Annotated in this window: 24 protein-coding genes; 2 read left to right on the top strand and 22 right to left on the bottom strand. The window is 47.2% G+C overall.

Features of this window, described 5'->3' with window-relative positions; all coding sequences use genetic code 11:
- Positions 1-219: 219 nt before the first annotated feature.
- On the top strand, positions 220-900 hold the full coding sequence (locus C7R93_RS23920) for an endonuclease/exonuclease/phosphatase family protein (RefSeq protein ID WP_106841165.1): 681 nt from the start codon (positions 220-222) through the stop codon (positions 898-900).
- Here the strand turns inward: C7R93_RS23920 and C7R93_RS23915 are convergent.
- The 5 genes from C7R93_RS23915 to C7R93_RS23895 all read right to left on the bottom strand — a co-directional run bounded on the left by C7R93_RS23915 (position 830) and on the right by C7R93_RS23895 (position 7,837).
- Positions 830-2,338 (bottom strand): alkaline phosphatase family protein, encoded by a 1,509-nt coding sequence (locus tag C7R93_RS23915; RefSeq protein WP_106841164.1) that lies wholly within the window; start codon positions 2,336-2,338, stop codon positions 830-832. The two genes, C7R93_RS23920 and C7R93_RS23915, sit on opposite strands and share 71 nt — an antisense overlap.
- Before the next feature lie 126 nt (positions 2,339-2,464).
- Positions 2,465-3,958, bottom strand: a complete 1,494-nt coding sequence (locus tag C7R93_RS23910) for a S41 family peptidase (protein ID WP_106841163.1) — start codon at positions 3,956-3,958, stop codon at positions 2,465-2,467.
- Positions 3,955-5,955 (bottom strand): S-layer homology domain-containing protein, encoded by a 2,001-nt coding sequence (locus C7R93_RS23905; protein ID WP_106841162.1) that lies wholly within the window; start codon positions 5,953-5,955, stop codon positions 3,955-3,957. The genes C7R93_RS23910 and C7R93_RS23905 overlap by 4 nt, the downstream gene beginning before the upstream one ends.
- Positions 5,956-6,011: 56 nt before the next feature.
- A complete protein-coding gene (locus tag C7R93_RS23900) occupies positions 6,012-7,127 on the bottom strand; it encodes a Nif3-like dinuclear metal center hexameric protein (protein ID WP_106841161.1) in 1,116 nt (371 codons plus the stop codon).
- The gene (locus C7R93_RS23895; RefSeq protein ID WP_106841160.1) at positions 7,103-7,837 is read right to left on the bottom strand and encodes a tRNA (adenine(22)-N(1))-methyltransferase; all 735 of its coding nucleotides are present in this window, start codon (positions 7,835-7,837) and stop codon (positions 7,103-7,105) included. The genes C7R93_RS23900 and C7R93_RS23895 overlap by 25 nt, the downstream gene beginning before the upstream one ends.
- A gap of 383 nt (positions 7,838-8,220) precedes the next feature.
- On the opposite strand from C7R93_RS23895, the gene C7R93_RS23890 reads away from it, so the two are divergent.
- On the top strand, positions 8,221-9,507 hold the full coding sequence (locus tag C7R93_RS23890; protein ID WP_106841159.1) for a S8 family peptidase: 1,287 nt from the start codon (positions 8,221-8,223) through the stop codon (positions 9,505-9,507).
- 78 nt (positions 9,508-9,585) lie between these two features.
- Here the strand turns inward: C7R93_RS23890 and C7R93_RS23885 are convergent, their stop codons facing one another.
- The 17 genes from C7R93_RS23885 to C7R93_RS23815 all read right to left on the bottom strand — a co-directional run bounded on the left by C7R93_RS23885 (position 9,586) and on the right by C7R93_RS23815 (position 24,634).
- Positions 9,586-10,725: an acyl-CoA dehydrogenase family protein gene (locus C7R93_RS23885; protein WP_106841158.1), complete on the bottom strand. Its 1,140-nt coding sequence runs from the start codon at positions 10,723-10,725 to the stop codon at positions 9,586-9,588.
- Between the two features lie 143 nt (positions 10,726-10,868).
- The gene (locus C7R93_RS30415) at positions 10,869-11,033 is read right to left on the bottom strand and encodes a hypothetical protein (RefSeq protein WP_167402498.1); all 165 of its coding nucleotides are present in this window, start codon (positions 11,031-11,033) and stop codon (positions 10,869-10,871) included.
- A 77-nt stretch (positions 11,034-11,110) separates the two neighbouring features.
- Positions 11,111-12,022 (bottom strand): hypothetical protein, encoded by a 912-nt coding sequence (locus tag C7R93_RS23880; RefSeq protein WP_106841157.1) that lies wholly within the window; start codon positions 12,020-12,022, stop codon positions 11,111-11,113.
- Between the two features lie 93 nt (positions 12,023-12,115).
- Positions 12,116-13,246: an RNA polymerase sigma factor RpoD gene (gene rpoD, locus C7R93_RS23875; RefSeq protein ID WP_012685780.1), complete on the bottom strand. Its 1,131-nt coding sequence runs from the start codon at positions 13,244-13,246 to the stop codon at positions 12,116-12,118.
- A gap of 34 nt (positions 13,247-13,280) precedes the next feature.
- Positions 13,281-15,155 (bottom strand): DNA primase, encoded by a 1,875-nt coding sequence (gene dnaG, locus C7R93_RS23870; protein WP_106841156.1) that lies wholly within the window; start codon positions 15,153-15,155, stop codon positions 13,281-13,283.
- A 202-nt stretch (positions 15,156-15,357) separates the two neighbouring features.
- Entirely contained in the window at positions 15,358-16,194 is an 837-nt protein-coding gene (locus tag C7R93_RS23865) for a pyruvate, water dikinase regulatory protein (protein WP_106841155.1), read from the bottom strand.
- Between the two features lie 11 nt (positions 16,195-16,205).
- Positions 16,206-16,850, bottom strand: a complete 645-nt coding sequence (gene ccpN, locus C7R93_RS23860) for a transcriptional regulator CcpN (protein WP_106841154.1) — start codon at positions 16,848-16,850, stop codon at positions 16,206-16,208.
- A gap of 122 nt (positions 16,851-16,972) precedes the next feature.
- The gene (glyS, locus tag C7R93_RS23855; protein WP_106841153.1) at positions 16,973-19,042 is read right to left on the bottom strand and encodes a glycine--tRNA ligase subunit beta; all 2,070 of its coding nucleotides are present in this window, start codon (positions 19,040-19,042) and stop codon (positions 16,973-16,975) included.
- The gene (gene glyQ, locus C7R93_RS23850; protein WP_106841152.1) at positions 19,035-19,967 is read right to left on the bottom strand and encodes a glycine--tRNA ligase subunit alpha; all 933 of its coding nucleotides are present in this window, start codon (positions 19,965-19,967) and stop codon (positions 19,035-19,037) included. Before glyQ ends, glyS begins: the two co-directional genes overlap by 8 nt.
- 65 nt (positions 19,968-20,032) lie before the next feature.
- Entirely contained in the window at positions 20,033-20,167 is a 135-nt protein-coding gene (locus C7R93_RS30980) for a hypothetical protein (protein ID WP_279629459.1), read from the bottom strand.
- A gap of 112 nt (positions 20,168-20,279) precedes the next feature.
- Positions 20,280-21,053 carry a DNA repair protein RecO gene (gene recO / locus C7R93_RS23845; protein ID WP_106841151.1) on the bottom strand — a complete coding sequence of 258 codons (774 nt, stop codon included), beginning with the start codon at positions 21,051-21,053 and terminating at the stop codon, positions 20,280-20,282.
- Positions 21,044-21,199 carry a YqzL family protein gene (locus C7R93_RS23840; protein WP_012685773.1) on the bottom strand — a complete coding sequence of 52 codons (156 nt, stop codon included), beginning with the start codon at positions 21,197-21,199 and terminating at the stop codon, positions 21,044-21,046. The genes recO and C7R93_RS23840 overlap by 10 nt, the downstream gene beginning before the upstream one ends.
- A gap of 104 nt (positions 21,200-21,303) precedes the next feature.
- Entirely contained in the window at positions 21,304-22,221 is a 918-nt protein-coding gene (gene era, locus C7R93_RS23835) for a GTPase Era (RefSeq protein WP_016742636.1), read from the bottom strand.
- The gene (locus C7R93_RS23830; RefSeq protein WP_106841150.1) at positions 22,214-22,612 is read right to left on the bottom strand and encodes a cytidine deaminase; all 399 of its coding nucleotides are present in this window, start codon (positions 22,610-22,612) and stop codon (positions 22,214-22,216) included. The genes era and C7R93_RS23830 overlap by 8 nt, the downstream gene beginning before the upstream one ends.
- Positions 22,613-22,768: 156 nt before the next feature.
- Positions 22,769-23,140 (bottom strand): diacylglycerol kinase family protein, encoded by a 372-nt coding sequence (locus C7R93_RS23825; protein WP_106841149.1) that lies wholly within the window; start codon positions 23,138-23,140, stop codon positions 22,769-22,771.
- 9 nt (positions 23,141-23,149) lie between these two features.
- Complete coding sequence (ybeY, locus tag C7R93_RS23820) at positions 23,150-23,659, bottom strand: rRNA maturation RNase YbeY (protein WP_425266742.1); 510 nt, start codon at positions 23,657-23,659, stop codon at positions 23,150-23,152.
- A 3-nt stretch (positions 23,660-23,662) separates the two neighbouring features.
- Complete coding sequence (locus tag C7R93_RS23815) at positions 23,663-24,634, bottom strand: PhoH family protein (RefSeq protein WP_017247744.1); 972 nt, start codon at positions 24,632-24,634, stop codon at positions 23,663-23,665.
- Between the last annotated feature and the right edge of the window lie 8 nt (positions 24,635-24,642).

Raw genomic sequence — 24,642 nt, 5'->3', positions numbered from 1 at the left:
AAACTCTCCAATAAAGTTTGAAGATGAATCTGACTTCAAGTAAAACACAAGCTTAATTTCACAGATTAATTCTATTCCGGTTTTCAAGGAGCATTTTATTCCATCCGCCCCTCAAGCAGAGGCGACGTTTTTTAATATAGCATAGACTAAAACCTAATGCAATAGGGAAAACTAAATAAGTTTAAAAAATGACGTCAAAACATAAGGAAGTGAACGAGGGTGCGTGTAGTCAGCTACAACATTCATAGCGGCCGTGACCTCTGGTGGCGAAAACGTTTAAACGAAATGACTCTTACTTTAAAGGACTTGCAACCAGACATCATTGGTCTTCAGGAAGTCCATCAAAACGGGAAATATGGATATCAAGCGAACTACCTCGCTGATCAATTACAGTATCACCTGGCCTTCTCCCCTTCGATCGCGATAGGTGACGGATATTACGGCAATGCACTACTATCGAAGTACGCGCTTAAAAATGTCGAGGCCATCGTTTTGCCAGCCAGAAAAGAGCAACGAACCCTCCTGTATGCATCCTTCCAAGGATACGGTCGTACGATTACACTTTGCGTTACGCATTGCAGCTTAAATCAAGTAAGCAGACTGGCCCAGCTACAGCTCATGTCGGCATTGATACAGCAACACGCAAAAGACCCACTACTCCTAATGGGGGATTTCAACGCGAGTAATGTGTCTTTTACTCCACACCTTATGGACTGTGCTCTTGTCTCAGGTCAGGAAAAAAGACCGACGCTTCCTGCCTTCCGCCGACGTCTGGACTATATTTTCGCTTCTCATCACTGGAATATTGAGCGCTATGAGCTGCTACCTGTCAATTGGTCTGATCATGTCCCGGTAATTGCAGACTTGAGGCTGTCGGAATTCCCAGCTCACGAAGAATAAAGGCTTTGACATCGACCAATCTTGCTGGGAGTGGAAACATCTCCGAAGCACCTGCAATCACTAACGGGATCAGCGAATCTTGCTTATGCAGTGATCCGTGACTTCCGCCACCTAAATGCGTGGGTGCACATTCCGATAAAAATTCATAGCTCTTGGCAGCAGTAACAGCTACCACCTCAGCTGTCTGCGAGAACAACGACCCGTATAGTCGCGAAAAAGCATCCGGGTATGTATCAAATGATAGACGCTCTCCATCATATTGCACATCCAGCACTGAAACGTCCCCTTCAACTGACCAAGAAGAACCATACGCATCTTGATACTCCCCATTTCGCCAAAAACACATCTCCTGTTGTGTTCCGCCCCGACGCACCTTTACCTTCTGACCCTCTTTCCATGCAATCAAATCAATTCTTTCTTCCATACTAACCGCATCGACAATAGAAAGTTGCTCCGTTCCATTCACTGGATACAAGAAAGTCATACGCTCATTATTGCAAATGACCACCTCCACTTCTGGTGTTACGTCAGTACCAAGCATATGGATCGAAAAATTCGCCAGGAGATGATCCAGCGAAATATTGTGGTCTTCACTTTCTCCGATGACGGTTTGTCCATGATCACTAATCAAAATGCATACGTTTCTCTCCAGCATTTGCTCCCATGATGCGAAGCTATCCAGCAAACGGGCCAATTGCTTGTCCACATCTGCCAAGTGCTGTATGGCATCCTCAGGGTTATTGTGGAGCTTATGATCGTTCTCTGGCAGATAGACTAGCGTAAAATGTGGCTGCTGACCGCTGCGTATCACCTCGATCATGACATTGATTGCATAGGTATCATTAATTCCGAAACCCTCCAGAGCGGATTGGGAGAAATCCCACGGGACAGTTCGAAATAACGCCGGGCGCACCAGTGTCCCCATACTCATGATCGTTGGACCACTCACATGCTCTCTCAGGGAAAAAGATGTGATGGCATCAAGCAAGGGAGGCATTTTCACCTTATGCTGCTTATGTCCGCGATGGGCAATGACATTGATGGAACCGGATACAAGATTGTTTTCTTCCAGTACCTCATGAATGGTTTTGACATCCTTGCTAAGATGACGTTCATTCATATCAAAAAGGACATTTCCGCCACAGCTTGAAATCCCTATTTTTCGTACGGGAGTGGCGCCATTAATATAATTCACCATCTTTTTGCGTTCTGCATCATACCACACTAACCCCGGTACTTTATGCTGATCGGGGTAAACTCCCGTAATGAGGGAACAATCTATCGAAGCCGTCATCGTAGGGAAAACGGTGACACAATCGGGTATGTACTGGCTATGCTCCATGAAAAACCGAAGCGCCGGTGCTTTATTGGCAGCAATGCATCGCTCCAAAACATCGGGCATCATGGAGTCGATCAGGAAAAGTATAACCTTTTTCATCCGGCTGCCACCCTTCTCGTCGTGTAATGGTCATAGTCGCACCTGATAGTGTTCTATTATCCATTGCCGAGTATACGCCTGAAAAAGAAAAAGCCCCTGTTCGCCAGAAGCGCCAGGGGACCATGCTTATGAAGTAAATGTGAGGGTGTTGACACCATTTTTCGTAAGTAGTTTTAGTGTTGGGTACTTTTTCAAATAAGGAGCAAGTACCACGTAATCTTTTTCGCCAATGGACAGATCACCCAGCAAATGCGAAAGTACAGCAGCTCGTATTTGCAGCCCATGAGGCGTTTGTTTAAAGAGAGGATCCACCGTAGGGAAAGGAATTCCATTGATGACTGTATCACCTTCTGCATCACTCAGTTCCCACGTATTGACCTTCAATGAATGGAGAGCTTCAACTACTTGTGCGCCATAATCCTCCACAACCATATCCGGTTGAAGTCCTACGTGATTCACCACTGTATGCTTAGGCGTAAAATATTCATTCAGTGTAAGCTTGAGAGCGTCACCGTCTGACAGCGGAATAACTTGTTGGGCACTTCCTTTTCCAAATGTTTTGGTACCAACAAGTTTAGCGATGTCATGATCACGTAGCGCACCTGCCAGCAACTCAGATGCAGAAGCTGTTCCGCCGTTTACCAAAATTCGCACAGGAATGCCGATATCTTGCCCATTTCTCACCCACGTCTCAACCTCTACCCCATTGCGATTTGTGGTGTACATGAGCAAGCCTTCTTCCATAAAGAGACTCGCGATGTCCCGCGCTGTGGACAAGTATCCCCCGCCATTATCCCGCAGGTCTAACACCAATCCGGACAACGGTTTTTGCAAACGGGAAAGTTCAGCGAGCTTATCTCTTACCTGGATGGCTCCTTCAGATCCGAATGTTTCAAGACTGATATAGCCAATCGAGCCTGTAAACATCTGTCCTTCCGCTTCCGGCAGGGTCATGAAAGCACGCTTCAGCTTCACCTGGTGCTCCCGTTTGTCGGATGGACGATACACGGTAAGAACGGCTTCGGTCCCTTCGTTGCCTTTCAAATATGCATATGCTTCTTCAAAAGTCTTTCCGACCATCGAGGTCTCATTGACTTTGATCAATTGATCACCTCGTTGCAAGGAAGATGCTGCTGCTGGAGAGTTCGGAACGATTTCACGGATGATAATATGATCTTTTTGCAGCCGCAGCCGAAAGCCAAATCCAACAAATTGATTTTCAACGTCAGATTGGAACAGACGCAATTCATCTTGAGTAAAAAATACGCTGTGCGGGTCATTGAGCGTGGAGAGCATTCCATCAATCGCCCAAGTGTTCATCGTCGGCGTATCAAACCCGCCTTTCTTCTGCCATTCTGCCAGCCTCAATTCCAACTCGTCCCAAGTATCATCTTCTTCTGAAACTTTGAACTGAAGCTGTTTTTTCTGTTCGGCCTGCTCACTGATCTCCTCTAGAGCTCCTTTTACCAATTGTTTGGCAGCAGGCTTGCTCAAGTGGCTCTCCATGACGTGCAGGAACACTTCTTCTGTTTCCTCATAAGGATACTCTGCAGCTTGTACGGGAAGAACAGCTGTGAGTAGCAGGACAGTTGCTATTGCCCATTGACTAATTCGTTTCATGGCGCCACCCCTTTTCGAACATCATCAGGTATCGAGAATGTAACATTGCTTGTAAAGTCGTAATTGTCGGTACCCGAATAGGCTACATAGCTGTCGCCTTCATAAATTTCTTCATAACGCCACGTATGCTTAACAATTTGGTCGCTAGCCCGATCAATATAGTACTTGTTCATAAACAGAGGAACGTCCTTTACTTTTCCTTGTCCGAGCGCAACCTTCTTTGATTTCTCTACCAGCATAGAACCCGGAATCCACTCCGTAATGACATCGTACTTCCCGTATGATTGCTTATAGTAGCGTGCATGAAGCTCCTTGGCACGATCGGCTACCTTGACACCACCAACCCACTCGTGCAAAAAGTCAACTTTGTCAGTTCTATTCTTATCCCATGTCTGCCGATCCGTATCGTATGAGTATTGCGTGTTTGTTTTCCCATCTGTATAGGAGAGCAGCTTGTCTGATATTAGTTTTTGCGGAGATTGATAAAAGCCGGATATTCTGCTTATTTGTTTTTCCTTATTAATATCCTGCGTGTAAGAGAACGTCAATCCACTCAACACCGCTTCACCTTTCACTTGGTAGGTGGCGGCATTGTCCAACTGGCGCAACGAGTATCCCAAATCAGAAATAATAGCTGGCTGATCTTTTAAAGATGCAAACTCTTGACGCAACAATTTGTGCAGCTGATTCATTCTGCTGTCTGACGCCTTCGGTTTCATCGCAGCAAGAACTTCTTCTGCTTCCTGCATTCGTCCTTCCTGCAAATAATAATAAGATGTATTCAACAATGCTTCTGGACTCCTGTCTGCAAATCGCTTGTAACGTGCTAACGCCAGGTCTACCTGATCACTCCTGATTTCCAGTGCCCCCAGATATGTGGCGAGCGATTCCCATTCTTTGGAGTCTTGCTTCACTTTTTGTTCATACGCACTGAGTCGGTCGAGCACTTTTTCATATTGGCTTTGATCCTTGTTCCCTAGCTGCAAGGCAATATCGTACACATTGGCACTCAATAGCCCGAGTGTGTCTGGGAGAATGATTTTGTCTTCGAAGTAAGCGTCGATAGCAAGAATTGCTTCCTCCAGATTGGTTTCAATCGGTGTTTCAGGATTCCAGCTCAATAAATAGTGAACACCGACTTGATTGGGGAAGGAGGAATCCGCCAGCTTGCGTAACTGTTCAAATGTCTCTTCACTATCATTTCTACTGCGAATAGCGGCAGCCGCATCTACATAAATCTGTTCATCTGTTGTTTTGGGATCTGTATAGGTTGCGAATAAAGGCAATACCTCTTCGACATCCGGAACCATCGGGAACTTTTTCCCATCGTAATCCAAGAGAGGCATGATTCCATCCTGAAGGAAATAGCTCACCATGCGATCAGCTGCGACAGCAGCATCTCCCCGCTTCACCCGATCCGCTTTTTCTCCCTCTAGCCATCCCCAGGAACGTACTTCTTCCCAAGCATTTTTACTATCTGGAGACATAGTGAACATTTGCAATATCTTGGCAGCTTCTTCGTTGGTGATCGGCTGATTCGGCTTCATCATCTCACCAGGAAAAATGTACTGAATCGCATTCGGGCCGTACAGTCTGTCCAAGATTGTAGAGATGCGCAGCGTTGGCTTGTACATCCACGTCAGACGATCGACATCTTTATAAGGCAAATACGGTTCCTGAAAACCTTCTGCTCGCGACCACTCCGAGTGCTCAGATAGGAAGGTAAGCGGATAAATATGATACTGCCCACCGTAATAGAGACGATCGATCATGACGAGAAATTCCGCACGCGTCATGTCACGATTTGGGTAAAACTTTGGAACATTTGGACCTGCCTCAAACAAACCAAGCTGCACACCTTGAACGATTGCGTTTTTCGCCCAGTGCTTGTTGATGTCATTGTATGGCAATAAGCCCCCAGCTGCTGATGCGACGCCGGGGGTGAGTAAGCTTAACGTCAGTAATCCACAAGAAATCGTCCGGATTAGTTTTTGCACATAAAATCCTCCTACACTTCATCTGCCAGCCAACATAAAGGTGAACCGGCTACGTTTTAAACAAACTGGAATGGATCTGTGTGCATGCGCGAAGGAATAACCTCTGTTTCGTAACCATTTGCCTGCAATTGTTCCAGCAAGATGGTTGCTAGCTTTTCCTTCATGATTTTTTCGATATTGTGACCAGCATCTACGATCGACAAGCCTTCTGCCTGCGCATCGTGTGCGGTGTGATATCCAATATCTCCAGTCAAATAAACATCCGCGCCTTTAAAAATAGCTTTGGAAACAAAAGAGCTACCGTCTCCACCTACTACCGCTACTTTTTTGACTGTCGCATCCAGGTCACCAACCACGCGAAGACCTTGGAGGGAAAATCGTTCTTTTACGAGTAAAGCAAACTCACGCAGCGTCAGTGGCGCGGGCAGCTTACCGATTCGCCCAATTCCGTATACAGTACCAGACTGCTCCAGAAGAATGATGTCATACGCGACTTCTTCATAGGGATGGGCAGCAAGCATTGCTTTGACCACAGCCGATTGCCTTGATGCGGGAACAATCATCTCGATGCGAACTTCCTTCGCTTTTTCTAGCTTGCCAGTCGAACCGATATGGGGATTCGTTCCTTCCCCTGGCAAAAAGGTTCCCGTGCCTTCGCTCTGAAAAGAACAGTGGCTATAGTTGCCTACATGCCCAGCCCCCGCTTCTGCAAGAGCGGAAAACACTGCTTCCTTATGGGTAGCGGGAACGAATACGACGAGCTTCTTCCAAGCCTCTTGGGAAAGAACATCCAGTATATCTACGTCCGTGAGTCCAACCGCTTCTGCAAGCCAATCGTTCATTCCTCCATACGCAACATCCAAATTGGTATGGGCAGTGTATACCGCAATGTCGTGCTTAATCAGCTTTTCGAACACACGTCCTGCGGCGATATCCGTCCGGAGGTGTTTGAGCGGTCGATAGATGACGGCGTGGTGAGCCACAATCAGATCTACACCCTCGGCAATGGCTTCATCGACCACAGATTCCAGCACATCTAATGCTACCATTACTTTTTTTACCTTTTTTTGCAAGGTGCCTACATGAAGGCCAATCTTGTCGCCTTCCATCGCCAACGATTTTGGCGCCAGTCGTTCTACATATTGAATTACTGTTTGTCCGTGCGCAAGCATGCAATCACCTCATCCATCCAGTTTACTTCTGCTTCGATTTCTTTAATTCGTTCTGCTGCTTCCGGCTTGTCCGAACGATTTAATTGAACAATAACCTTTTGCCATTTTTCTTGTTCGTGCAGCCACTTCTCTTGTAAAACCTCTGATTTTTCATCCCAAAGAAATGGACCAATTCGCAAAAGCTCTTCCTGTGTACGCTCTTTGCCCTCATATGGCAAGGTAGGATTGCCTCGTTCTGCGACAAGAATCTCATATATCACGCCGTCCTCTTGCAAAATGGACTCCGCGATTAACTGCCAATCATTTTCTATCATCCACAAGCGAACCGCTTCTTCCCCTACGTTTGGTTGCAGAATCAAGCGTTGCACACCTTCCAGCTTGTCTTTTCCTGCTTCCAAAATGGAAACGATTAATTGTCCGCCCATCCCTGCAATGCAGATCACATCTGCTTCGCCAGGTTGTAAAACTGCAAGCCCGTTTCCTTTACGCACTGAAGCGCGATCTTTCACCTGCAATGTATGTATTTGTTTTTGTGCTGCTTGAAACGGCCCTTCATTCAATTCGCCTGCGATCACGAAGGAAGCCATTCCTTTTACAAGCAAATAAGAAGCCAACAACGCATGATCCGACCCGATGTCGGCGACGCGGGCTCCTTGTGGACAATAGCGGGCTATCTTTTGTAGCCGCTTGGATATTGATACTGATGTCATCTGTATATTCACCTTCCGTTGCCTCTATTCTACCCTATTTGGCAGCAATTGCGAAATGCTAATTCCTTAACAGATGATCAGCAAAGAACGACAAAATCCCCGCTGTTACGCCCAGCAGGGACAATGCAACTAAGGGGGACCCTTGGCTAGTAGTCGGGAGGCTTACGAGTGGCCATTTCGTTGGATGGAGTGTTCGGAATAACAAGCAAAGTTTTTTAAGTATGACATTGTTTTTGGTATTTCATGTAATTTAACTTAATTTTTACCAAATTGTGAACTTTATTTTAATAAATAAATATTTACAAATTTTTTACAAATATGTATATTAACTCCATGCACATCATGAACTACACAAACTAAATATATTTAAGGAGGAGAACAGTTTGAAAAAAAGAACCGGCAAGTGGTGGGCAATGGGTTTACTCTCTTCGGCGCTAGTGATGAGTGTCTTCACAGGTGTAGGGACAGCCAGTAATGATTCAACCAATGAATTCAGTGAATTGGGTACTGCACGGGTATTAATTCAGTCAGATTCAGATGTGCGGAACGGTTTTTTTGCTGAACCTCTGGAAGTGCGTCATGATTTTGGTGAAGACGGCTTTACCCTCGATGTAAATAGTGATCAACTTGACCAACTGAAAAGCGATCCCAATGTAAAAATTACCGTGTTGCAAAAATTAAAGATCGCTGAGTATATAGAAGAAGATCAGGCAAACGAGCTAGAGTTCTCTCCTGCAGCAGTCGTTCCATGGGGAATTAAAGCGATCTATAAGAACCAGTCCCTCTCCGCTACGACTGGAGGTTCAGATGTTCGTGTTGCAGTCTTAGATACTGGCGTGTTTACGCAGCACCCGGACCTAGTCGCTAACGCAGAGCAGTGCAACGATTTCACGCAAGCTTCTCCTGTTGTTACCGGTGCTTGCAATGATGCGCATGGCCATGGAACACACGTCGCTGGAACTGTTCTCGCTAACGGCGGCGATGGCGCAGGTATTTATGGTGTAGCACCAGATTCAAAGCTATGGGCATATAAAGTATTGGATGACTCAGGCTCCGGCTATGAGGATGACATTGCCTATGCAATTCGTTACGCTGCTGACCAGTCCGCTCAATTGGGCGTGAAAACGATCGTCTCTATGTCCCTTGGCTCTAGCAGAAAGAGTGCCCTAATGGATAGTGCCATCACTTATGCAAACCAAAACGGTGTATTAGTCGTGGCTGCAGCAGGTAACTCTGGACCGACAGTGAATAGCATTGGCTTCCCTGGGGCATTAGTGAATACAGTAGCCGTTGCAGCGTTAGAGAATGTTCAACAAAACGGAACTTACCGGGTGGCTGACTTCTCTTCTCGTGGCAAGAGCGGGCAAGCGGGAGACTACGTGATTCAAGAGCGCGATGTGGAAGTATCAGCACCAGGACGCGCTATTCAGTCTACATGGAATAACGGAGGCTATAATTCCATCAGCGGAACCTCCATGGCAACACCACACATCTCAGGTTTGGCTGCAAAAATCTGGGCATCCAATCCATCTTGGAGCTATCAAGATGTTCGCGTAGAATTACAAAATCGTGCGACATCAAATGACATCAAAGGTGGCTCTAACTCTACTACAGGAGACGATATCTCTAGTGGATTTGGATTCCCAACTGTGCAACCTGGCGATCAATAAAAAGTAAGAAACAAAAAAAGAGCCATGGCTGTCAGTTTTCGCTGGCAGTCATGCTCTTTCTTATCCAACATGGAAAGGCTAGCACCCGATTTCTCTTGCGATGACATTACGTAAAATCTCTGAGGTACCCTCGCCGATCTCCAGCAACCGAGCATCGCGGAAAAATCGTTCCACCTGATACTCCCGCATATACCCATAGCCACCGTGAATCTGAATGGCCTGATGTGTAGCAGACATGGCAATCTCCGAAGCATACAATTTTGCCATTGCTGCTTCTTTCGTAAATTTGCGACCATGATCCTTCAGCCAAGCTGCTTTATACACCATCGTTCTCGCCAGCTCTATTTGCATCGCCATATCCGCCAGCTTGTGCTGGATCGCTTGAAAATGACTCAAGGAATTACCAAAAGCTGTACGCTGCTTGGAGTATTGCAGCGCTTTGTCGTAGGCAGCCTGTGCAATTCCTACTGCCATAGCTCCGATCCCGATTCGCCCACCATCAAGTGTAATGAGGAACTGTTTGAAGCCCTCGCCCCGCTTCCCAAGGATGTCTTCCTCTGGCACCCGGACATTTTCAAGAACGAGCTCGGTCGTATTGGAGCTGTGCAAGCCGAGCTTTTCATAGTTCGCCAGCACTTGAAAGCCAGGTGCATCTGTAGGAACGATAAAAGCAGTAATACCGCGTGACCCCTGCTCTTTGTCAGTAACAGCTGTCAAAGCGAGAAACGAAGCATAGGAGGCATTTGTAATGAAGCATTTGGAGCCGTTAATCGTCCACTCCCCGTCAGCCAGAACCGCATTTGTCCTCGTACCACCTGCGTCAGAGCCTGCATTCGGTTCCGTCAAGCCAAATGCGCCAAAGCTTTCGCCTGAACAGATTTTGCTTAAATAGTTCAGTTTTTGCTCTTCTGTACCAAACAAAGCCAGCGGAGCACCACCTAACGAAATATGCGCCGAATACGTGATTCCTGTAGAGCCACATGCACGACTAAGCTCTTCTACGACGATCGCAAAACTTGTGGAATCAGCTCCCGCACCTCCGTAATTCTCAGAGAAGGGAAGACCCATCAAATTCAGCTCGCTCATCTGCTTGAATATTTCGACAGGGAATTGTTTGGTTTGATCGCGTTCATCTGCTCCTGGCGCTACTACCTCATCAGCGAATTCGCGTATCATTTTTTTCAACATTTGTTGTTCTGAAGTCAAATCGAAGTTCATAATCGTCGCCCCCTTGAAAACGCTTTAGTAAAGAACTATCAAGAAACACACAATTTTGACTGAGCGTTTGTTCAGAATACTCTTACCATTATACACCACGATTTTGGACTCATGTGGGAATTTCTCAAAAAAAAAACACACGCCTATGATCGGCGTGTTCCTAATAAAATGGCTCCCAAAAAAGATACGGAGGCTGCTATGTATCCGATGCTGTATGTATTTACTCCCATGAGCTTCGCTGCTGTTTCTCCACCCAGAAAAATAGCCGCCAGCAAAATACCGATTAATACTTTCCACTTGTTGTCCATTTATTCACCCCGTTTACTCTCTTCTGAAATTGTAACAGATAAAGAGGGAGAGGAAAACGAGAAGTCAGGCAAGCGTTCTACAGTCGCAACCACGCATACCAGTATCCACGCGTGAAGAAGAACAAAGCTGACGCGATGAACACCTTAATGAACAACAGCAATTGAATCATATCCCTCTTCGCTGCTGGAATATATAGAGCCTGTATCTCTGCACCAAAGAAAAAGGCAAGTCCGCATACGGCAAATACTCCTGCCCATTTCGTATTAGCCTTGTTCATCAAGAAGCCCATACCTGTGAGTAAGCACGCCAGTGGAACCCAGTACAACTCTGACGTCCACCATGTATAATCCATCCCTACCCGATGAACGGTTGTAATTCCGTACAAGATGGCCAATCCGAGCAACCCTGCATAAAGCAAATAAGCATAACCGAAAACAATTGCACTGATGCACAGTAACATGCAAACGAAGCCTAAATAAAACAGGACAAACGGCAAGCTTCCATCCAATTTTTGGATACAATAAACGCCTCCCGCTATCAAGATCACAAAAGACAAAGCCAAGAATAAATGCGTCAATGGCGGGGCTGATCTCCGATAAGCGAATCCCATAATATAGAAAACAAGAGCGAAACAGGCAAAGATGGTAATTTGCATTGGGATTTGAAAACGGTTAAAATGAAAAGCAAGTAAGATCAAACCAGCAATGACAAAGGCACCAAGGAGCCATGCCACTACCATTTTCCCCGTCACTGGAGAGACAGTTCTAGGTGCATATGTATTCTTGACTGATGATGAATTAACTTTTCCTGACAGCACACCCGGTGCCGTTCCCATTCGCTCATTCCCGCCTGCGGACGCCGGTGTATTTGGCCGATCCCCTTCTGTATATAGATTTAACAAGAAGATGCAGTAATGTTCAGGCAGTAAATGGTTGCGCCGCCAGTTTTCAATTTCGGCGATGATCGTGCGCTTGCGCTGGTCGTCCAACGCGGCCCCTCCTAACTACGGCAAAAAATGTTTACCTTCATGAATAAGAAAAGCCTACGTCGGCTAACGTAGGCCACATACTTCTTATATCGGTTATTCCAAGAAATCTTTTAAGCGTTTACTTCTACTCGGATGACGCAATTTGCGAAGAGCTTTTGCTTCGATCTGACGAATCCGTTCACGGGTTACGCCAAACACTTTTCCTACCTCTTCTAACGTCCGAGTACGTCCGTCATCTAATCCAAAACGCAGACGCAGTACGTTTTCTTCCCGGTCTGTTAATGTATCCAAAACGTCTTCCAGCTGTTCTTTCAAAAGTTCATAAGCAGCTGCATCAGATGGCTCCAATGCATCCTGATCCTCAATGAAATCACCTAAGTGGGAATCGTCTTCTTCCCCAATTGGAGTCTCTAGGGATACTGGTTCTTGGGCAATCTTCATGATTTCTCGAACTTTTTCAGGAGTGAGATCCATTTTTTCAGCGATTTCTTCTGGCATAGGCTCACGGCCTAGTTCTTGGAGAAGCTGACGGGAAACACGGATTAACTTATTGATCGTTTCCACCATATGAACCGGGATCCGGATCGTTCTAGCTTGGTCTGCAATTGCACGGGTAATCGCTTGGCGAATCCACCAGGTTGCATACGTACTGAACTTATAGCCCTTGCGATAGTCAAACTTTTCCACCGCTTTAATCAGACCCATGTTCCCTTCTTGAATCAAGTCGAGGAACAGCATACCGCGTCCTACATAACGCTTCGCAATCGATACCACCAATCGCAAGTTCGCCTCTGCCAGACGTCTTTTTGCTTCCTCATCACCTTGTTCAATTCGCTGTGCCAGTTTAATCTCCTCTTCTGCGGAGAGCAGAGGAACTCGACCAATTTCCTTCAGATACATCCGTACAGGGTCATTGATCTTGATTCCAGGCGGAACGGAGAGATCGTCAAAATCAAATTCTTCGTTGTCCTCATCCTTGATGATCATTTGATCGACTTCATCATCGTCATCTTCATTCTCATTGTTGTTAATTTCAATGCCTTGATCACCAAGATATTCAAAAAACTCATCCATTTGATCAGAATCCTGCTCGAAACCTGCCAGGCGAGCAGTAATCTCCTTATACGACAGTGCGCCGCGTTTCTTGCCTAATTCGACCAACTGTTCCTTCACTTGTTCGATGGACGTTGCTTCCATGTCGGAAGTGATATTTTGCTTGTTCATCTGCTTTCCCTCCTTCCCCGGGAATGATCTGAAGCTACCCTTCTTTTAAAGCATTTTCCAATTCAAGAATCTTCATCCCTGTAACGGCTGCTTGAAGTTCAAGTTGTTTGCGCGCATCCTCGCTGTCCGCTGCGGCCGCTTGGAGGTGTAAGCTCCGCTGCTCATCGCGCAATCGTTCCAACTCGGCACGCTTCGGGTAGTTATTCACTTGTTTGATGTAGTCACCGATCTCTAATTCAGATACGTCGTTGTTGCACTCCATCATGGCCAATCCCGAGGCTAATTGCTTTAACAAATCGTCTTGCACATAATGTATAAACTTTCCAGGGTCTTCCGGGTTTCCCTCTGCATAGTAGGCGTACAAGTAGGCAGCTAACGCAACGTGTTCATCCACCTGAAAGTGGGCGCTGCATTCCTGTTGGACGCGGGCGGCTATTTCTTCATTCCGCATCATGTAATAAAGTAGCATGCGCTCAGCCGTGTGATAAGCGGGTGGCAGTGTTTTCGCGAGCGTAACTTTGCCATTATTTATACTATTATTCCATGCTGGCGTCACTTTATCCCTTTGGCGCTCACTTTTTTGCTGATTGTATGCGCGCTTGGACTCCCATTTGAGATCACCGAGAGTCAGGGAGTATTCTTCTGCCAATTGCCGTTGATACATGTCCCGTTCCACAGGGCTGCCGAGCTCGTTGATGATCTCGACCGCCTTTGCGATTAAGCGAGCTTTGTCCGTCTCATCTTTTATTACGAACTGACTGCGTAAATGTTTCAGACGGAAAGCCGTAATTGGCATCGCCTGTAACAATACTTGCTGGGAAAATGCTTCAGCCCCATGCTGGCGGATGTAATCATCCGGGTCCACTCCTTGTGGAAGTGGAGCGACTCGAACGATCAAACCGGCTTGCTGCAAAACGTGAATCGCTTTGCTCGTTGCTTCTTGTCCTGCAGCATCTCCGTCATAACAAAGTACGACTGACTCCGTATTGCGACGAAGAATTCTGGCCTGCTGCTCCGTCAAGGCTGTTCCCAAAGTGGCAATACCTTGCATAAAACCCGCCTGCCATGCCGATATGACATCGACATACCCTTCAAACAACAGCGCCTCTTTTCTCTTTCTAATAATGGGGCGCGCACGATGAAGATTAAACAGCGTAGCGCTTTTGTTGAACAAAAGGCTTTCCGGGCTATTCAGATACTTGGGTTGAGACTTTTGGTTGGAATTGGGTTTCGATCCTTGCAGTAAACGCCCACCAAATCCGATGACGTTACCTTGGGAATCTTGGATCGGAAACATGATACGACCTCGAAAGCGATCAAAGATTTTCCCTGCATCGCTTTTGGCCAAAAGCCCTGCTTCCACCATCAATTCCTGTGAAAATCCCCGCTTTGTCAACTGCTGCGTTACGAAATCCCAGGAATCAGGGGCGAATCCGATTTGGTATTCGGCTATTGTCGCCTCAGATATTCCGCGCTTGGCGAGATACTTCATCGCTTCTGCGCCATAAGGGGTTTTCGTAAGCACGTAGTGGTAGAGGCGTGAAACGAACGTATGCGCTTCCTGCATCGCATGCTTCATCCGTTTTTCAGGTGAGTCCTCTACTTGCTGCGGCTGGGGCACAGATATCCCGGCACGCTCCGCCAATTTGTGCAGTGCCTCTGGAAAAGTCAATTGCTCCAGTTTCATTAAAAAGGAAAAGATATCCCCACCTGCTCCACAGCCAAAGCAATGAAAAAACTGTCGCTCTGCATTTACGTTGAAGGAAGGGCTCTTTTCAGAGTGAAACGGACATAGACCGAGAAAGGCACGACCGCTTTTTCTCAGTTGAACGTACTCTCCTACAACGTCTACGATGTCGACAGCGGCACGCACTTGATTTACAAATTCATCTGAAGTGGGACCAGTCATGTCTTTCCACCTTTATAAGGAGAATCGCACGTGAGAATATTTAGTTCGTCAAAATTCGTCAATTTCCTTCTTTACATCAAACTTCTTTTCTTCTTTTCTACTTTTCCACATTTCTAAGTGCAATAAACGCTGAGAAACTCAGTATGATAAGTACCTCGGCTAATTGATTTTCTACAAAAAACGTCAAAATCCTTCTTTCGGCCTATTTCCTTTCATTACGGAGATTGTTTTTTCGAATCATCTCCAAAATGATGTTTGCCGTTTCTTCCACTGCCTTGTTGGATACATCGATAACTGTACATCCGAGTCGCTCAATAATGCGCTTGGAATAAGCCAGTTCGTCGGCAATCCGTTCGAGATTGGCGTAGTTCGCTTGTGCAGTCAATCCCAGCGCCTTCAGACGCTCTGTTCGAATTCCGTTCAGTTGCTCCGGATTGATGGTAAGCCCAATGCAGCGTTCTATTGGCAGTTGGAACAATTCTTCTGGTGGCTCTACCTCCGGGACAAGCGGAACATTGGCAACCTTAAGTCGCTTGTTAGCCAAATACATGGAAAGAGGCGTCTTGGAAGTACGCGAAACGCCGATCAAAACCACATCTGCTCGCAACAGGCCGCGTGGGTCCCGTCCATCGTCGTATTTGACGGCAAACTCGATGGCGTCTACTTTGCGGAAATACTCTTCATCCAGTCGACGTACCAAGCCCGGTTTTCCTGTTGGCGGCTCTTTCAACATGCCCTGCAAGGTATTCATCAGAGGCCCCATTACATCAAGAGCTGGAATCCCGTGAAGAGCAGCTTGTTGTGTAATATACGCATTCAGCTCCGAAATGACCAGAGTGAACACGATCATTGCCCGCGATTCTTTTGCCGAAGCAATAATTTCGTCAATAGATTCCTTGTCTTCTATATACGGATACTTTTGTACGTCAAACAAAAAACGATCAAACTGACTAGCTCCTGCGCGAACGACAAGTTCGGCCGTTTCGCCGATGGAGTCTGAGACTACATAGATGAGCTGTCCTTGCTGATTACCTTGCATCGCTTCTCCTCCTACACTTTCGGTTCGCTACCCAATTCTACAAATGCTTTCGCGATCGTCGTCTTGGTGACGCGCCCCAACAGCTCCATTTGCTTCGGATCTTCCTCGCCAGGCCTTACGACAGGCAGAGAATCGATCTGAAAATCAATCAGCTTTTTGGCGGCTGCGAACAAGGTCTCATCAGGTGCGCATGTAATGATATTCGGCATCCTAGACATGATAATGCTGACCGGCACATCCTCCAACGTCTTATTGCCTAAAGAAGCACGCAGGAGATCTTTTCGTGAGATCACGCCAGCCAAATATCCTTTTTGATTGACGACAAATAACGTACCAACATCCTCCAAAAAGAGGGTAACGATGGCGTCATAAGCCGATGCGGATTCGGATACCACGATCGGTACCGCCTTGTAGTCATTGACGAGAAGCTTGTGAAGCCGTTCACTTATGACTGAGCTTGCGGGTCTGCCGGCATAAAAATACCCGACCCGAGGTCTGGCTTCTAGATATCCTGACATCGTGAGGATGGATAAATCAGGGCGCAGCGTCGCGCGAGTCAAATTCAGTCGCTCCGCGATATGCTCTCCTGTTATCGGTCCGTCATCCTTCACTATCTGTAAGATGTGCTCTTGTCGTTTGGTAAGCTCGATGACCAATCACCCCGGTTCTGTCTTTACCTCTTCCTAGTATTACTCTATTCGACGGGATATTCCTTCTTTCACGGGGAAAAAAGGTGCCCCCGCCTGATTTTCAGACGAAGGCACCGGTTTTATTTTGTTTATGCGAAGACAATTTTGGAATAATCTGCGTAGCGATAAAGCACACGAGAAAGCTGCAAGAGAAGCCCCAGACGATTCGCACGAACAGCCTGATCTTCGGCCATGACCATTACCTTATCGAAGAATGCGTTGATCGGCTGACGCAGGGTTGACAAGGTTGCGAGTACCTTCTCTTGATCCTTCAGACCTTCTACATCCTTCTGAACAGCTTGGAATGCCTGATACAAGGCACGTTCCACATCTTCTGCGAACAAAGCCTCACTGACTTGATCTGCTTCTGCTTTTTGTGCCAGATTGTTCACCCGGTTAAACTGCTCCACAATCAGCTTGAACTCTTCTGTTTGTACAGCTGCCATCAGTGCTTTTGCTTTTGCTACCACCTCTGGAACCAGTGTCAGGTCAGCAGCAAGAACCGCGTCGATGACATCGTAGCGAACACCATGATCCTGCAAGACATTTTTCAGGCGGAGTGCGAAGAAGTCTACCAGGTCCTTTTTCACGTCTTCTGCCGCTCTCTTGTTTACGCCTTGCGCTACATAGCCTTCCATTGCCGCATTCCACAGATCGGCAAGAGAAATTTGCCAGTCGCGCTCCACCAAAACAGAAACGATCCCCGCTGCCATACGGCGCAGACCATACGGGTCCTGTGAGCCAGTAGGCACAATACCGATCGAGAAGCAACCTACGATCGTGTCCATCTTGTCAGCTATGCTGACGATAGCGCCTTGGGCGGAAGCAGGCATTTTGTCCCCTGCAAAACGCGGGAGGTAATGCTCGAATACACCACTTGCGACGAGGTCGGACTCACCCGCTTTGCGCGCGTAATCTTCACCCATAATCCCTTGCAGTTCAGGGAATTCGCCTACCATGTTGGTAACGAGGTCAAATTTTGCGATTTCTGCAATGCGGTCTACTTGTTTGGTTTCTTCCGCGCTTACACCCAGCTTGCTTGCAATTTGCCCAGCTGTCTTGCGTACACGGCGAACTTTATCACCGATTGTTCCCAGCTCTTCATGGTAAACGATTGTCTCCAAACGTTTCAGGCAGCTCTCAATGGATAGCTTTTGGTCCTCCACGTAGAAGAAACGAGCATCAGACAGGCGTGCGCGAAGAACTTTTTCATTCCCTTTCGCTACGTTTTCCAGCGCGCGGCTGTCTCCATTACGCACGGTCACAAAATGATTCAGCAATTGACCCTGTGCGTTTTCAACAGGGAAATAACGCTGGTGCTCCCGCATAGAAGTAACCAAAACCTCACGTGGAATGGAAAGGAATTCTTGCTCGAACGTACCGTAAAGAGCGGTTGGATATTCTACAAGATGGACTACCTCATCCAGAAGTCCTTCGTCCATTGGAATCGTCCAGCCATTTTCCTTCTCCAAGCGATGAATCTGCTCTACAATTGCTGCTCTGCGCTCGTCGGGATTCACCATGACATATTGCTCAGCTAGCTTGCTCACGTATTCGCTTGGGTGATTCAATGTAACCTCTGTTCCCAAGAAGCGGTGTCCACGAGAAATGCGTCCGCTTGTTACGCCTGCAATTTCCAGATCGATCAATTCATCGCCGAACAAAGCAACCAACCAACGAATAGGACGAACGTATTTCAATTCGCGTGCGCCCCAGCGCATGTTTTTCGGGAAGCTCATTCCGGTGATCACTTCAGCCAGTTGCGGCAAAAGCTCGGTAGTCGGTTTTCCCGCTTCGGATTTGCGAGCATGCACATACTCGATCCCGTTTACTTCTTTATAATACAGTTGGTCTGGCTCAACATTGTTGCTTCGTGCAAATCCGAGTGCCGCCTTGGACCAGTTACCCGCTTCATCTTGTGCGATTTTGCGTGCAGGGCCTTTCGCTTCATCATTGCGATCAGGCTGCTTTTCTGCCAGTCCATTGATCAACAGGGCAAAACGACGAGGTGTCTCTAATGCCGTAATTTGATCAAACGGCACGCGCTCAGCAGTCAGCCACTTTTCTACTTTTTCCTTGAATTGTGCCGCTGCTTGTGCGACAAAACGAGCAGGCATTTCTTCCAAACCAACCTCTACGAGTAGATCGCGCTTACTCATTTGTATCCTCTCCCTTCACCTGATTCACTTGATCCGCAGCGACTGCGTTGCCTTTTTGCAAAAGCGGGAAACCGAGGCGCTCACGCTCTTTATAGTAGGTTTGTGCTACTTCACGAGACAGATTGCGCACACGAGCGATGTAGCCTGTACGCTCCGTCACACTGATGGCTCCACGCGCATCAAGCAAGTTGAAGGTGTGGGAGCATTTCAGGACGTAGTCATAAGCTGGGTAAACCAGTCGCTCCGACATCAGTCTCTTTGCTTCTGCCTCATACGTATTGTAGAGAGAGAACAGCATGTCGACATCAGACAGCTCGAATGTGTATTTGGAATGCTCGTATTCTGGTTGCAGGAATACGTCTCCGTACGTATACCCGTTGCACCATTCCAGATCGAATACATTTTCTTTTTCCTGAATATACGAAGCCAAACGCTCCAGTCCGTAAGTCAGCTCGACTGCCACTGGTTTACATTCCAGACCGCCCACCTGCTGGAAGTACGTGAACTGGGTGATCTCCATTCCGTCCAGCCAAACTTCCCAGCCTAAGCCCCATGCGCCAAGCCCCGGGTGCTCCCAGTTGTCCTCTACAAATCGGATATCATGCTCTAGTGGCTCGATTCCGAGTTCGCGCAAGCTCTCCAGGTACAGCTCCTGAATGTTGTCCGGCGATGGCTTCATGATCACTTGGAACTGGTGATGCTGATACAAACGGTTCGGGTTTTCCCCATAACGTCCGTCTGCTGGGCGACGGGAAGGCTCTACATATGCCACATTCCACGGTTCAGGTCCGATGGAACGAAGGAAAGTCATCGGGTTTAGCGTACCTGCCCCTTTTTCAACGTCATATGGTTGGACAATGAGACAGTTTTGCTTTGCCCAAAAGTTTTGCAGCGTCAAAATGATATCTTGAAATGTCATTTTCATGCTTTATCCTCCTCATAAACTTATTAGAACTTGGCTTTAAGTCGAAACTAAAAAACCTCCCGCCTCTACACTGTCTGATGTGACAGTGTAGGGACGAGAGGATTCTCGCGGTTCCACCCTACTTGGCGAATGACTTCTTCGCCCACCTTACAATCAAATTGCTCCAGAACGCCCTTCATCAGCATGGTGACCGGGCTCACACTATCCCCGATTCGCTATTCACAGCCAGCGGCCGACTACTCTTTTCCTTCATGGCAACATTCGGTATACAAGTTTGGTTCTTATCATAACGAAAACAAATTCGTATGTCAATTAGTCCTGATCGGATTGCGTCATTCTTTCCATACGCTCCAGTTGTTCCAGAAATGCTCGACTTTTCAGCCTGATATCCAGATACTCGTCCATGAAGCTCCGCAGCACATGCTTGAGCTGGTTACGTGTAGCTGGTTTTACTTCAATGTCACCAAGCCGCTCCAAATCAAATACCTGGAACAGCCGTAACAGCTTCCAGGTCGAGGGTGTAACCGCCATGGCATACGGATCGGAAGGCTGGCAAACTGGGCACAACAGTCCACCCTGTCCTACGCTGATCGCATAGGGCTCGCGCTGTTCGCCACAGTTTACACACGCCGTGAGCTGCGGGGAGATCCCCGCCACAATTAGCATCTTGGTCTCAAAAATACGACAGAGGATCTCAGCATCTCGTCCTTCATCCAAGTAGCGAAACGTATGAAGGAGAAGCTGAAACAAGTAGGGATTCGGTTCCCTTTCCTGCGTCAGTCGATCCAAAAGCTCTGCTATGTAAGCGGCATAAGCCGTAGCAGTCAGGCTTTGCCGCATATCCCGGAACGAATCCAGCATATCTCCCTGAGAGAGATCGGGCATTCCCGTACCGGGTCCTGTCTTGCATAGATAATAACTATGCGAAAACAACTGGGAGACGGCGGCAAGACGGCTTTTGGTCTTTTTGGCACCACGGGCCATCACACCTAATTTGCCGTTCTCCCGGGTAAACAATGTCACCACTTTACTGGACTCACCATAGTCCACACTGCGAATGACAATCCCTTCCCACTTTACAAGCATGCCTGCGTGTCACCCAATTCTTCCTGGGCGAGATCAAACGAGGTTTCCTCGCTGGAAACATCCGTTTGATGGTGATCACGGTAGAGAAGGTAAGCATGGATGTCACCGGTTGAAGCGAAAACTCTCCAAGAAAAGTCACGAAGCATGGAGCATCATCCTTTCCTATATCGGGTCTATCCACTTCCTTCTTAGAATCACCTTTGCCCGTTATTCTATGCCTTGGAAAAATTAACACATCGCGTTGGGAATATTATTGCTCGTCGTAGAAACCGAAGTTACGCAGCATCCGGTCTTGGTTGCGCCAATCCTTTTTCACTTTGATCCATAGCTCCAAAAATACTTGGTCCCCCATCAGCCGCTCGATATCCTTGCGCGCGCGTTGACCGATTTCTTTGAGCATCTGGCCTTTTTGCCCAATCAAAATTCCGCGCTGAGAATCCCGCTCTACGTAAATGGCCGCGTAAATGTAAAGCGTTTTGCCATTTTCGCCCCGTTTCATCTCTTCAATCACGACAGCGATAGAGTGAGGTACTTCTTCTCTTGTCAAATGCAGAACTTTTTCCCGAATCAACTCGGCTGCAACAAAGCGTTCCGGATGGTCTGTCACCTGATCTGCAGGGTAATACATCGGGCCTTCTTCCATTTCACCCAAAATAGCCTGCTGCAATGATCCTGTATTGTTACCTTCCAGCGCAGAGATTGGAACAATTTGCTTGAAATCATACAATTTGCGGTAATCGTCAATAATCGGCAGCAGTGCTTCCGGGTGCACTTTGTCAATTTTGTTGATGACCAAAAATACTGGCGTTTTGACCTGCTTCAACCGCTCGATGATGTAGTCGTCCCCGGCTCCGCGTTTTTCTGTTGCATCGACAACAAACAAAACGAGGTCTACTTCGTTCAATGTATTTTCGGCAACCGAAACCATGTAGTTTCCGAGTTTGGATTGAGGCTTGTGAATCCCCGGTGTATCCAAGAAAATAATTTGTCCTTCTTCTGTCGTATGCACAGCCGTAATTTTGTTACGTGTGGTTTGCGGCTTATTCGACATGATCGCGATTTTATGTCCGACAATATGATTCAACAGTGTTGACTTTCCAACGTTTGGCCTTCCCACAATGGAGACAAACCCTGATTTAAACGATTGCTTGGTCTTGCGATTATCCACGTAAATCCTCCTTGGTGAATGCGCCTGGCAGCAGGGCAGATACTGTCGTTTCCCAAATGTCGCCTTTGAGATTCGTCAAAAATACAGGCATGTCCGGCGGGCACAGCTCTGCGATAACTTGTCGGCAAGCCCCGCACGGTGATACAGCTTGCGGCGTATCGGCAGCGACGGCTAATGCCTTGTAAGTCTTATCGCCTTCCGAGTACGCTTTGAAAAGAGCCGTACGCTCTGCGCAGTTGCACAGCGAGTACGCTGCATTTTCAATATTGCCTCCCAAATAAACCTTGCCGTTATCAGCCAACAGAGCTGCTCCTACCTGAAACTTGGAGTACGGTACATAAGCGAGCTTTCTGGCTTCAATTGCTTGTGCTAATAATGCTTGTTTATCCATTCTCATCATTCCTCATATGATTGGTATTTAACATCCATTCACAACAAAATGTGTCCAAAGAGACACGAAGAAACCAGACTGAATGGTCAACTGCAATGACCCGTCCGGTACCTCATTTGACTTATGAAAAAATTTCTTCTTCTCTACTAGTAAAAACTATCCCCATACTTTTTGCAACAGTGGCTGTCCAAATACGAGGACTCCGACGATAAAGGACAGGATCGCCGCCACAAGTACAGCTCCTGCTCCCACATCTTTGGCAATCTTCGCCTTGGCGTGCCATTCCGGGGAAGCTAAATCAACGACTGCTTCGATCGCGGTATTAACCAGCTCAAGGGAAGTGACCAGACCGATAGAAAAAAGGACCAGCAAAACATCGCTGCGGGGTATCTGCAGCCACCACGCTGCCGCCAGCACCATGATGGCAGCGGCTACGTGGATTTGCATGTTTCGCTGTGTCCGTACGGTATAGGAAATTCCCTGCAGAGCGTAGGTGAAGCTGCGAGTCAATCGTCGCCATTCCTTCAACGTAATCTCCTACCTCGTCAAGCCGATTTGTTCCAGCACCTTTTCTTGACGTGAAAACATTTCCTTTTCTTCTTCTGGTGTTCCATGATCATAGCCCAGAAGGTGAAGAAAACCATGAACCGTGAGAAATCCGAGTTCGCGCTCGAATGAATGGCCATAGTCTTCGGCCTGCTCATGTGCTTTTGGCACCGAGATGATGATATCGCCAAGCATATTCGGAAACTCGCCGGCCTCTTCCTCATCAATGAAGATTTCCATTTCCCCTTCACCCGGCTCGTTCATCGCAAAGGACAGAACATCCGTAGGCCGATCAACGCCACGATAGTCCCGATTCAGCTCGTGAATGCGCTCGTTGTTCACCAACGTGACAACTACTTCTCCTTGTACGTCTTCCAGCTTTGCCGCCGCTTCTAGGCAACGGACAAGCAGGTTTTGTAAATTCTCATCGATCGGTTCGATTTCTTCATGAAGGATTTCTACAGATAACACAGGTAAACGATCTCCTTTTTGTAAAGCCATTTATCAATAGCCGTGATCTACTTCTTCTTTGGCATAGGCAGCGATGATTTTTTGTACCAGACTGTGGCGAACGACGTCTCCCTCTTGGAAATGAATAAAGGCTACATCAGAAATCGGATTTAGGATACGCTGTGCTTCGCGCAATCCAGATTTCTTGCCTTTTGGCAAATCCACCTGGGTCACATCACCCGTAATGACCATTTTGGAACCAAAACCAAGTCGGGTCAAAAACATTTTCATTTGCTCCGGAGTGGTGTTCTGGGCTTCATCCAAAATGACAAACGAATCTTCGAGCGTACGACCACGCATGTACGCCAAAGGTGCAACCTCAATGAGTCCGCGTTCCATCATTTTGGCGACTTGTTCATTGCCCAGCATGTCGTACAAGGCATCATAGAGCGGACGCAGGTAAGGATCTACTTTTTCCTGCAAATCTCCTGGCAAAAATCCAAGGCTCTCTCCCGCTTCTACGGCCGGTCTGGTAAGAACGATCCGTTTGACGCGTGCATTTTTCAACGCATTTACTGCTGTGACAACAGCCAAATACGTTTTTCCGGTACCAGCTGGTCCAATTCCAAACACAATGTCATGCTTCTTGATCGCAGATAAGTAATGACGCTGACCCAAAGTTTTTGCCCTGATTACTTTGCCACGTTGGGTACGAGCGACTTCTTCATCATACACATCGAGCAACTGGGCACCTTCTCCCCGCTCAATCAACGACATCGCATACGAGATATCTCGTTCGGACAGGGCAATCCCTCTGCGAATCAACTGTAACAGAATTTCAATCAACTCTGTCAGTTTGTCCACTTCCGGCTTATCCCCGCTAATAACCAGTTCGCCTTCTCGGGTCATAATTTTGGCGGAACTTCTTTGCTCGATCAGTGTTAGATACGCGTCATGTGGTCCGAACAACAGCAAGGCCTCAGATGCGTCTGAAAACGGGATTCTTACCTCATCTTGTACGTGCAACAGGCTTC

This window comes from Brevibacillus fortis (assembly GCF_003013395.1).
Taxonomy (GTDB): domain Bacteria; phylum Bacillota; class Bacilli; order Brevibacillales; family Brevibacillaceae; genus Brevibacillus; species Brevibacillus fortis.
This window is presented reverse-complemented; position numbering and strand designations above follow the sequence as displayed.